Source organism: Capnocytophaga sp. oral taxon 380 str. F0488 (assembly GCF_000318255.2).
In the GTDB taxonomy this organism is placed as follows: domain Bacteria; phylum Bacteroidota; class Bacteroidia; order Flavobacteriales; family Flavobacteriaceae; genus Capnocytophaga; species Capnocytophaga ochracea.
The window spans coordinates 15737-25392 of sequence record NZ_KB291194.1; the positions used below are offsets into that span (position 1 = coordinate 15737).

Consider the following 9656-nt stretch of genomic DNA (forward strand, 5'->3'; position numbering starts at 1 on the left):
GCTAAAAATGTTAAAATCGGGGTTTCGAGGCGAAGGAAAGAGAAAGTGATAACGCTCTCACCTGCCCTCTATTTGAGAAAAGAGAGATAGAGAGGCAAAGGTTAAGGTGGAAAAATACAAAAGTACGAAAAACTTTTTTAAAAATCAATATTGACAGGTGTTTATTTTTTTTATATCTTTGTACTTTATTAATGTTATACTTTGTATTTTTTAGAGGATTGAGATATGAAAACAAGAAATATTATAATCTTTATCTTAGTTTACATTGCATTGTTTTTCTATGTAAATTTCTTTTATGCTATAAAAGTTCCTTATTTTAGCTATGAGGCAATGTCGAAAACATTTTCTGTGCTGATCTTCTCTTTTGTGGGGATGTTTGTCTACTTTTGGTTTCAAAAAAAAGATTCTGAACATTCTTGAGAGTCCTCTTCCGCTACGCTCTCAAAAAGGATTGATGATAAAAGTTATATTGACGTCGGTTAGACATAAAGTAGCCGGCGATAGCTGGGTAGATGAGAGGCTAAGCATCGGAAATCAAGGCTACGAATTACGAAATGGCTTTTTAAGACTTCGCTTGAAGATTAAAATTTGGGCAAAGTTTGAGACATTATCAAAATGAGAGGCACAAAGGAAGAAAGAAATCAGCTAATATATGGTATTGTTTCAACCTATTTTGTGATTATATATAATATTATAAGTGTAAACAAATTTAAATAGAGATATGAAGACAAGTGTTATTTTATTTATAGCAGGTGTTGTGCTTATTGTTTTAGGAGCTCTTGCTAAGATATTGCATTGGGAAGTACCTATTAGTGGTTCTTTATTAATGGTATCAGGTTTTATACTGGAAATTATAGCTTTATGCTTGCTTTTAGCAAGAAGTAGGAGAAGCGGGTAGTCTTTTTTGACAGTTAGAGATTTTCCGTATAAAAGGAAGTAAAAAAGCATCAAAGGTAAGGGAGAATAGTTCTTCCTTACCTTTGATGCTTATAGAAAATGGGTTTTAGATTCTATTTTTTGCTATTTTGTTTGCCTAAATAATGGTCGAGTGCTACGGTCATTGAGGGACTCTCAGGTGAGGGAGCTTTAATATCAATGATAAGACCGGCTTCTTCGGCGGCTTTTAGGGTCGCATCGCCATAGACGGCTATTTTGGTTTTCTTCTGTGAGAAATCGGGGAAACTTTTAAACAGCGCCTCTATTCCTGCGGGCGAAAAGAAAGTAAGAATGTCGTACTTATTTTCTTTAATGGCTGAAATATCGCAATATACAGTGCGATAGAACACTACGCGTTCCCATTTTATCTTGATGTCGTTTAAAGCTGCGGTAGCCTCTGGTTTAGGGGCATCGGAGCCAGGGAAGAGAAATTTCTCTTCTTTGTATTTTTTGAGGATAGGCAAAAGGTCAGCAAACTCTTTTTTACCTACGTATATTTTGCGTTTGCGATAGGTGATATACTTCTGCAAATAGTAAGCGATGGCTTCGGACTGACAGAAATACTTCATAGTTGTAGGCACCTTAAAGCGCATTTCTTCAGCAATACGAAAATAGTGGTCTACCGATTTACGACTGGTGAGGATAACGGCTGTAAAATTAGTAAGGTCAATCTTCTGCATTCTGACGTCCTTAGCGGTCATTCCTTCGACCTTAATAAAGGGCACAAAATCCACTTTTACTTTGTGGTTTTCAATAATTTGTGCATAAGGTGAGCTTTCGGCTTTCGGTTCTGGTTGCGAAACTAATATCGATTTTACCTTCATAAATGTTATTTCTTTACACCTCCTAACGCCCTATTATGAAACAAATTGAGCCATTTTCTGTACTTCAATTAAGTATTCTGTTCCATAGATGAGAAAGATATAGGGTGCGATTTCGAGGGTGCAAAGATACAAAATAAAATAGAATAAATAGGGTTTTATTTCTTTTTGATTGTTTTTTATGATTTTAATCCACCCTAATACATTGATTGCTAACAATATGGATACTAACACAAAAAGTAATAAAAATAGCTGTTTTTTATTGGTAAAAGGGATATAAACTCCCAAAAAGAGGAGTATAACCATTACAATTGCGGCATAAGATGAATAAGAAACCCTAGTGAAGATGTAATCTCTTGCGAAATCATAAAGGTCGAACAAGCTACTAATCCATTGTTGTAAGAGAAGTTTTGTGATTAACAGTGAGAAGACTATAAGCACCAATTCCAGAAACATAAACTGAGAGTTGTAAAGTTCTGTGATGCCAAAATTCTTTAGCATAACATAGAAAAGAAGAGCTAAACACACACATTGCAAGAGAAAAAGCACTGTCATAAAGAGGTGCAATCGGCGTTCCTTTTTGCCGTAAATTACAATATATTTATTGTTAAACAGTAAGTTTTGATAATCGGCAAAGTGTTTAGGGTAGAATATACGCAGGAAAGCCACCAACCCAAAGATGAGTAGGAAGGCAGGAAATATCCACGAAAGATAAGACTGATGTAGTTCTAAGGCTTCCAAATACTGTATTTTATTATGGTTCGACTGTTGCTGGGTTCTCTTTTAGAGATTCTAAGGGTAGCTTTCCGATGCTGTCACGTTGTTTTTTGAGTTTTTCTTCCACCTTTTTCACTATACGGTCATAGTCTTTAGGCAGGGAGGCGTAATAGACCATATTTTGTGCGAGCGAAAGGCTATCGAGCTGATATTTCTTGTAGATGAACTGTTGCGAATTGAATTGTAAAGAATCTAGCATTTGGGCTTGTGAAACCTTCATAGATTCTAAAACAGCCAAATCGTAGAGCAGACTTTCCATTTGCTTTTCGTCCAAAAACTTATCGGGTTTGGGTACGATGTTCTTTTTGCAGGCTACTACAATGAATAGCAAAGCGAATATATAAATGATTTTTCTCATAGTCTTATCTGTTAAAAGTGATGCGTTGCCCCTGAGGCTCTGCAATTACCTTGCCATTGTGGTACACCTCTTTGCCATTTACGAAGGTACTCACTACAGCCGAGCGAAATTGTTGCCCTTCGAGCGGACTCCATCCACACTTGTAGAGCAGGTTGTTTTTTTGTACCGTCCATTGTGTATCCATATCCACCAAAACAAGGTCGGCGTAATACCCTTCGCGTAAGAAACCGCGTTCTTTTACCTGAAAAAGGATTGCGGGATTATGACACATTTTCTCTACTATCTTTTTGATAGAAATAGTACCTTTATAAGCTTTTTCGAGCATTGCCACGAGCGAGTGTTGTACCAAAGGCGCACCTGAGGGAATATTTACATAGCCCTTGCGCTGTTTTTCTTCGAGGGTATGAGGAGCGTGATCGGTAGCAATCACATCGAGGCGGTCGTCTAAAAGGGCTTGCCACAGTGCAGTACGGTCATCGGCAGTTTTTACAGCAGGATTCCATTTGATGAAAGCTCCACGAGTAGCATAGTCTTCATCAGTAAACCACAAGTGATGTACACACACCTCAGCGGTGATTTTCTTGTCCTTTAGTGGAATATCATTACGGAAGAGGTCGGTTTCCTTAGCAGTCGAAAGGTGGAACACGTGGAGACGTGCACCCGTTTTTTCAGCCAAAGCAATGGCACGTGAAGAGGACAGATAGCAAGCCTCAGCACTGCGAATATGAGGGTGCATCGCAATAGGAATATCCTCGCCGTACAATTCTTGATAGTGGGCTAAGTTCTTTCGGATAGTTGCTTCATCTTCGCAATGGGCAGCAATTACTAAATCGACATTATTGAAAATAGCTTCTATGGTTTTCTCGTTGTCTACAAGCATATTCCCCGTAGAAGAGCCTAAGAAAAGTTTCACCCCTGCACAAGCATTTTTATCTAAGCGTTTCAGTTCTTCGAGGTTGTCGTTTGTTCCTCCCAAGAAGAAAGAATAGTTAGCAAATGATGATTGTTTGGCAATTGCAAATTTCTCTTCCAAAAGCGGAATCGTTACGGTTTGAGGTACGGTGTTAGGTTGCTCAAAAAAGGTAGTTACGCCCCCTGCTATCGCAGCACGGCTTTCGGTAGCGATGGTAGCTTTATGAGTAAGCCCAGGTTCTCGGAAATGCACTTGATCGTCAATCACCCCAGGGAGGAGATATTTACCTTCGGCTTCCACCACCTTATAATTCCCTTTAGGAGTGATGTGAGTACCTATTTGGGCAATGCGCTCTCCCTCAATCAGGAGGTCGCCTTGAAAGAGGGTATTTTCGTTTACGATAATTGCGTTTTTGATGAGGGTTTTCATTTCAATTATTCATTGTACACAAGATGTTTATACATTCCGCCAGCGAGGGCTTGGTGATTTACGTACGTAAATCCTAAACGGGTGTAAAGTCGTTCGGCAACGGGATTTTGTACATCCACGAGTAAGCCTATGGGCTGAGTAGTAACCCTTTTGAGGTGGGCTACCAATTGTGAGCCTATGCCCTTGCCTTGAGCAGAGGGCAATACGCTGAGGGTATCTATGTAAAGTTCGCCTTTGGCGGTCTCATCTTCTAAAACAATATCAATACCATAGCTATTGCGAATGAGCGCCAGTACAGGGGCACGCAAGGTGTGCAACTGCGCTCCATCATAGGCAATAAGCGACCCTATTACGGTGTTGTTTTCTTCGTATACCCAAGCATTCTGGTAGGAATACTGATTGCCTTCCTGCTCAAAGAGATTTTGGAGTAGTGCAATAGCATCTTCTCTATGTTCTTTGCCAATCATCTTATAGACGATTTCTTCCATTGCCTGAAACATCAGAGGGGCAACGGCAGAGGCATCGGTGGGGGTTGCAGGTCGTATCATCAGTTTAAAAATATCAGTTTTTGAATGAGTGGTTCCCCTAAACGTTCGTTGAGGTTATCAATAATCTTGCTCTTGCCATAACTGAGTTCGTTACTGAGTGCAGGCGAGGTAAGGCGGACGTATAACGTACTGCCTTTTAGCTCTACTGAGGAGGTATACTTAGCGATTGCTTTGCCCATCAGTTCATTCCACAGTTCTGGTAACGAGGCTTTCTGTAGTCCGTACGTTAAATGATTTTGTTTGACAATTTGCTGAATGACCTCTGAAAGAGTACTTGTATTTCCGTCCATAAATGCAAAAGTACAAAATAATTGCGAATGACGAGTTACAAATGACGATTTTTTATTTTTCTCTTCTCATAGGACATTTAAAGTTCTAACTTTTTCAATTTCTCCCTTCTTCTAAATATTAGAATATCTCTCTGATGTTTAATTTTATATTACATTAAAAAACAATAAATTATATTCCCAAAAGAAAAAAAACATCACTGAAATTTGCTCAGTAACATTATTCTTTGTAATTATGCATTAAAATTATAAAAACACCAACAAAAATGAAAAAAATAATAATAATTTTTACTATCACTTTAGCAGTGATATCTACTACTTACGCACAAGAAGTAGTAACAGAAACAACAGAAGAGGTGACCGCCAGCAGCACACAAGAACCTATTGTAGTACAAGAAAAAAATCCTCTCTCTAAACGCCTCTTTTTTGGTTTTAGAGGTGGCTTAAATGTATCGACTCTTTCTTTTTCAGAAGTGTATGGCGCTGTAAAGAATGATCAAAATACTTTTTCTCGCTATAATGCTGATCTAGGAATGGGTAGCAAAGCAGGGTTTCATATAGGCGTTTTGGCAGAATATAAAGTAAGTGATAAACTCTTTTTAGAGGGAGGAATTGCTTACTCTAAACAAGGTGCCAAGTGGAAGAAAATAACTATGACTTTTATCGGGACACCTCCGACTATTAACGGAATACAATTGCCTTATAGCATATCTGGAGACGTTAAAGATGCTTCTTTTATTCTTCACCAAATAAATATTCCTTTATGGTTAAAATATGATATCTCATATTTTCGCCCTAAAGTAGGTTTAAATTTTGGTTATGTTGCAAGTATCGCAAGCAAAATTTCACAAAACAATCTCTCTATGGCAATGTCAGAGGATTTAGATAACAGTTTTGACTTTGGAATGGGCTTTGGAATGGAATATAATGTGCCTTCTGGTATCTTCTTTGATATAAACTATATTATAGGGCTTTCAAACCTTAGCGATGCTGATAGCGTTACGCAAGTTAAGTTTAAAAACCGCGTCTTACAATTAGGTGTAGGATATAAGTTTTAATTCCTCTCCATCGAAAACGGCATAGGTAAAGTAGTGTATCCAGTCGCCGGTGTTGATATAAGTGCTACCCTCCCCTACTTTGATAGTCATTGGGAGGTGGCGGTGACCAAAAAGGAAATAGTCGTAATGCTGGGTCTCGAGTTTGCGTTTGCAATACTGTACCAACCATTCGTTATCTTCACCCAAGAAACGCACATCTTCATCACCTGAGATGAGCTTGTTTTTCACTGAGAGGTATTGCGCCAATCGCATACCTATATCGGGGTGTAACCAACGGAAGAGCCACTTACAAAACGGATTGGTAAAGACTTTCTTCATCCGCTTGTAGCCTTTATCACCGGGACCTAAACCATCGCCGTGTCCTATCAAGAAGCGTTTACCATTACATTCCACTTCTAGCGGGCGACGGTATACGGGAATGTTCAATTCGGTTTGGAAATAATCGTCCATCCACAAATCGTGGTTGCCTACGAAAAAGTAGATAGGGATACCACTATCTCGCAGTTCAGCGAGCTTGCCAAGAGTGCGCACAAAGCCTTTGGGGACGACCATTTTGTACTCAAACCAAAAGTCGAAAAGGTCGCCTAAAAGGAATATTGCCCCTGCATCGGCTTTGATAGTATCAAGCCATTGCACAAACTTTGCTTCTCGAGGTTTGCTTTCGGCAGCAGTGGGAGCTCCGAGGTGATTATCGGAAGCGAAGTATATCTTTTTATTTTCAGCTAATTCTATGGATAACATTATTTTTTAAGTTATCATTGATACAAAAATGTCTTTTCGTTTCAATGAGCAATTTGATATGGAAAAAAACAGCGTTTTTTTTCCACGTTATACCATACGTGGCAAGAAATGGCGTTTTTTTTCCACGTTATACTTTTTCTCTTGTAAGGAAAGAGTATTGATGAGAATTTGCTCATTGGGTATCGTTTTTACTACTCCTTTCAGTTCAGCTAAATGCCTATGTGATAGTGTGAGCTGTTTGAGTATCTCACGGGTCTCAATTTCTGGTGGAGGTGGTAATAAGGGTAATGTAAAATCTGTTTTCATTATCAAACATTCATCAGTTCAGTGAGGTCTTTTTGTAAGAACTCGGTATCGATATACACTTCTTTAGGGTCTTGAGGGTTGTAATACACATTGATATAGCCTTGTACATTAAGCTTTACTTGCGCTACACTGGCGTCTATATCGGCAACAGTAGTTTGATATACTTTTACAGGAGTAGTAGTTTTGTCGTAACACCTTATATAACTGAGTTTCAATTTTTCTTCTCCTAACTGTAATTTACTGAATAACATTGTCTCAGTGAGAAGCATTGTTTCCTCGAAATCACTTTTCATACGATTGTCTTCTACGGCTTGCAAATCGAAGGTTGTGTTTTCATTCATCACATCGCAATGTTCAGCATCAATACGCTTTTCTCGCCAGTGTTTACGAATATAATTTGGTGTATTCCTGTTTAAGGTCTTTTGAGTAAACGAATTGCGCAAACGTTTCTTGACGTTTGTTTTGTAAAACCAAAAGATAATGCTTAATATAATTATTAGTACAAGTGCCATAGTTTACATATTTGTGTTATGATTTTTTTAAAGGGTTAATTGCCGTTAGCCCCTACAACAGAACGTAAAAGCAACTGATTGTCGATATAATCAAATTATCCAAAGGTGCGAGCCACACAGGCAGAAACTTTGGCAAAATGTATAACGCCTTACTTTTCTTTTAATTATCTGAGGCGAACCATTCGGCATAGGAGCTTTCGGTTTCGCATAGGCGTACTGAAAAGAGCTCGACCCCGGCGGGTAGTTGGTAGGCGATGCGTCGAGCAAAGTCGGTTACGAGGTTCTCGCTGGTGGGCTGATAGGGCACGGTGATGATGCGATGACCTTTGGCGCGCAGTTCTTCGGCTAATGCCTTGTGAGGTGAATGTTCGTTGAAGACCATAGCGTGGTCGAACGCTTCGATTATTTGCTCCTGCACGATGCGTTTGAGGTCGCCGAAGTCTATTACCATACCGTTTTTCACGTTATGGGGGTCGGTAATAGGTTCGCCTATGACAGTTACGTAGAGCTTATAGCTGTGTCCGTGCAGGTTTTTGCATTTGCCATCGTAGCCGTAGAGCGCGTGTCCTGCTTCAAAATCGAATTTTTTAGTAATGCGAATCATAACAATGAACAATTAATATTTCAGTTGATAAGTAGTGTTTTGATGTATGTTATAGGTTCGTATTATTTTAATCTCTGAGATTTTCTTTTCACCACCTTGCTGTTTATAATTAATATAATAATCAATCACTTTGTCTACTGGTAGATGAATAGGTTTGTTGTTCTTATCTTTTTGTACGATTGTTTGGCTACTAATTCTCACTACATATTTTTCGTTGTTTTTTAGGAGTTCTCGAAAGGTATATCTCTTTTCTGTCCCGTTTTGTATACGACTGATAAGCGCTTGTAAAGAGTTCCATTTCTGAGTAGTATATTCTCCAGATATTCTTGATTCACCTTCAATACGTCCGTTTGTAATAGCTTCTTCTTTTATAGTTTTGACTGTACCATCAGCATTAAACTCATAACTATATTTATTTATAAAATCTGAAGGCAACCCATTTTGTTGATAAGTAGTTTGTTGAAGGAGATTTTTAGTGCCTTTCCCCCTTGGAATGAATATTTGTTTAAGAAAATAATCTTTATATCCGGTTACATCGTGTATTTCCAAAAGACCTAAGAAAAAATTGTTTTTATTAAGATTTTGCGTATAAGATAGGGTACATTCTGTAAGAGCGTCATAAATTTTAAGGTTTATTTTGGTACAGTTATCATCTTTCCAAGAGTATTGATTTTTACCTAACTGAAGCAATTGTTGTTTTTCATTATAACGAATATCGAAGTCTGTGATATTTCCGTCATTGTTTAGTGATAGTTCTTTTACTCCTTGTTCGTCATCAAAATTAGATAAAGTAATTTTGTTTGCACTATATGCTGCTGTAACAGTAGTAGCTGTTCCTTCGGTAATATCATTTGTTTTTAGTGTTATAAGCCTTCCTTGGGTATCATACTGATAAGACACCACAATTTCTTTCGCTGTAAAGAAATATGTACCTAACTGAGTATCGTTCAAAAAATCTTCACCTTCACTATAGTCATTATAGTTATTGCTAAGGTCAAAATCGACATAGGAAAAACGCACCTCAGAAATTTTTGGCACTTGTATTTCTTCTTTGGGTTTATCCTTTTTAGGTTCATCATCTTTATTTCCACAGCTTATCAGAGCGAGTGAAGCAAATAATAAAGTTGTTTTAAAAATGTTTTTCATTGTATAGTTTTTTGTATTAAAGTGCAAAGATATGAAATAATTAGGAAATTAGAAAATTTGGAAATGAGAGAATTGGAAAATTAGCAAATTAGAAAATGAGAGAATTAGCAAATGGGGAGGGTTGAGGAGTTCGGAAGAAAACGGAGTTTTCCAAAAGAAGGTTAAGGGACGTTTTGGCGAGAAAAGGCTTTTAGGAGGGTGGGGGTAGCTTATAGAGAGC

At 38.1% G+C, this 9656-nt stretch carries 13 protein-coding genes; 2 read left to right on the forward strand and 11 right to left on the reverse strand.

Translation table 11 applies throughout. The features are described 5' to 3' along the window. The first annotated feature begins 721 nt into the window (after nt 1-721). Complete coding sequence (locus HMPREF9078_RS11965) at nt 722-898, forward strand: hypothetical protein (protein ID WP_181464154.1); 177 nt, start codon at nt 722-724, stop codon at nt 896-898. A gap of 112 nt (nt 899-1010) precedes the next feature. Here HMPREF9078_RS11965 and HMPREF9078_RS04740 read toward each other — a convergent pair whose 3' ends face one another. Genes HMPREF9078_RS04740 through HMPREF9078_RS04765 form a run of 6 tightly spaced genes read right to left on the reverse strand, consistent with a single transcriptional unit; the run spans nt 1011 to nt 5072 of the window. Continuing rightward, nucleotides 1011-1760 (reverse strand): uroporphyrinogen-III synthase, encoded by a 750-nt coding sequence (locus tag HMPREF9078_RS04740; RefSeq protein ID WP_009410955.1) that lies wholly within the window; start codon nt 1758-1760, stop codon nt 1011-1013. A 33-nt stretch (nt 1761-1793) separates the two neighbouring features. Further along, nucleotides 1794-2498, reverse strand: coding sequence for a DUF4271 domain-containing protein (locus HMPREF9078_RS04745; RefSeq protein WP_009419605.1), 705 nt, complete (start codon nt 2496-2498; stop codon nt 1794-1796). A 13-nt stretch (nt 2499-2511) separates the two neighbouring features. Next, complete coding sequence (locus HMPREF9078_RS04750; RefSeq protein ID WP_009419606.1) at nt 2512-2892, reverse strand: DUF4296 domain-containing protein; 381 nt, start codon at nt 2890-2892, stop codon at nt 2512-2514. Nucleotides 2893-2896: 4 nt separating this feature from the next. Continuing rightward, on the reverse strand, nt 2897-4234 hold the full coding sequence (locus HMPREF9078_RS04755) for a dihydroorotase (RefSeq protein WP_009419607.1): 1338 nt from the start codon (nt 4232-4234) through the stop codon (nt 2897-2899). Nucleotides 4235-4239: 5 nt separating this feature from the next. Continuing rightward, nucleotides 4240-4782 (reverse strand): GNAT family N-acetyltransferase, encoded by a 543-nt coding sequence (locus tag HMPREF9078_RS04760; RefSeq protein ID WP_009419608.1) that lies wholly within the window; start codon nt 4780-4782, stop codon nt 4240-4242. Next, complete coding sequence (locus HMPREF9078_RS04765; protein WP_009419609.1) at nt 4782-5072, reverse strand: DUF721 domain-containing protein; 291 nt, start codon at nt 5070-5072, stop codon at nt 4782-4784. The genes HMPREF9078_RS04760 and HMPREF9078_RS04765 overlap by 1 nt, the downstream gene beginning before the upstream one ends. A 263-nt stretch (nt 5073-5335) precedes the next feature. Between HMPREF9078_RS04765 and HMPREF9078_RS04770 the strand changes: the two genes are divergently transcribed. After that, entirely contained in the window at nt 5336-6127 is a 792-nt protein-coding gene (locus HMPREF9078_RS04770) for a porin family protein (protein WP_009419610.1), read from the forward strand. Here HMPREF9078_RS04770 and HMPREF9078_RS04775 read toward each other — a convergent pair. From HMPREF9078_RS04775 to HMPREF9078_RS04795, 5 genes are all read right to left on the reverse strand, one after another. Further along, complete coding sequence (locus tag HMPREF9078_RS04775; protein ID WP_009419611.1) at nt 6104-6868, reverse strand: UDP-2,3-diacylglucosamine diphosphatase; 765 nt, start codon at nt 6866-6868, stop codon at nt 6104-6106. The two genes, HMPREF9078_RS04770 and HMPREF9078_RS04775, sit on opposite strands and share 24 nt — an antisense overlap. A gap of 87 nt (nt 6869-6955) precedes the next feature. Continuing rightward, entirely contained in the window at nt 6956-7174 is a 219-nt protein-coding gene (locus HMPREF9078_RS04780) for a Fic/DOC family N-terminal domain-containing protein (RefSeq protein WP_009419612.1), read from the reverse strand. A 2-nt stretch (nt 7175-7176) separates the two neighbouring features. Further along, nucleotides 7177-7686, reverse strand: a complete 510-nt coding sequence (locus HMPREF9078_RS04785; protein WP_009419613.1) for a hypothetical protein — start codon at nt 7684-7686, stop codon at nt 7177-7179. 160 nt (nt 7687-7846) lie between these two features. Then, the gene (locus HMPREF9078_RS04790) at nt 7847-8290 is read right to left on the reverse strand and encodes a 6-carboxytetrahydropterin synthase (protein ID WP_009410945.1); all 444 of its coding nucleotides are present in this window, start codon (nt 8288-8290) and stop codon (nt 7847-7849) included. A gap of 12 nt (nt 8291-8302) precedes the next feature. Then, entirely contained in the window at nt 8303-9436 is a 1134-nt protein-coding gene (locus tag HMPREF9078_RS04795) for a hypothetical protein (protein ID WP_009418563.1), read from the reverse strand. Between the last annotated feature and the right edge of the window lie 220 nt (nt 9437-9656).

Coding starts and splice junctions, on each gene's coding strand:
- HMPREF9078_RS11965 (WP_181464154.1), top strand. CDS start 722: ATGAAGACAAGTGTTATTTTATTTATAGCAGGTGTTGTGCTTATTGTT.
- HMPREF9078_RS04740 (WP_009410955.1), bottom strand. CDS start 1,760: ATGAAGGTAAAATCGATATTAGTTTCGCAACCAGAACCGAAAGCCGAA.
- HMPREF9078_RS04750 (WP_009419606.1), bottom strand. CDS start 2,892: ATGAGAAAAATCATTTATATATTCGCTTTGCTATTCATTGTAGTAGCC.
- HMPREF9078_RS04755 (WP_009419607.1), bottom strand. CDS start 4,234: ATGAAAACCCTCATCAAAAACGCAATTATCGTAAACGAAAATACCCTC.
- HMPREF9078_RS04760 (WP_009419608.1), bottom strand. CDS start 4,782: ATGATACGACCTGCAACCCCCACCGATGCCTCTGCCGTTGCCCCTCTG.
- HMPREF9078_RS04765 (WP_009419609.1), bottom strand. CDS start 5,072: ATGGACGGAAATACAAGTACTCTTTCAGAGGTCATTCAGCAAATTGTC.
- HMPREF9078_RS04770 (WP_009419610.1), top strand. CDS start 5,336: ATGAAAAAAATAATAATAATTTTTACTATCACTTTAGCAGTGATATCT.
- HMPREF9078_RS04775 (WP_009419611.1), bottom strand. CDS start 6,868: ATGTTATCCATAGAATTAGCTGAAAATAAAAAGATATACTTCGCTTCC.
- HMPREF9078_RS04780 (WP_009419612.1), bottom strand. CDS start 7,174: ATGAAAACAGATTTTACATTACCCTTATTACCACCTCCACCAGAAATT.
- HMPREF9078_RS04785 (WP_009419613.1), bottom strand. CDS start 7,686: ATGGCACTTGTACTAATAATTATATTAAGCATTATCTTTTGGTTTTAC.
- HMPREF9078_RS04790 (WP_009410945.1), bottom strand. CDS start 8,290: ATGATTCGCATTACTAAAAAATTCGATTTTGAAGCAGGACACGCGCTC.
- HMPREF9078_RS04795 (WP_009418563.1), bottom strand. CDS start 9,436: ATGAAAAACATTTTTAAAACAACTTTATTATTTGCTTCACTCGCTCTG.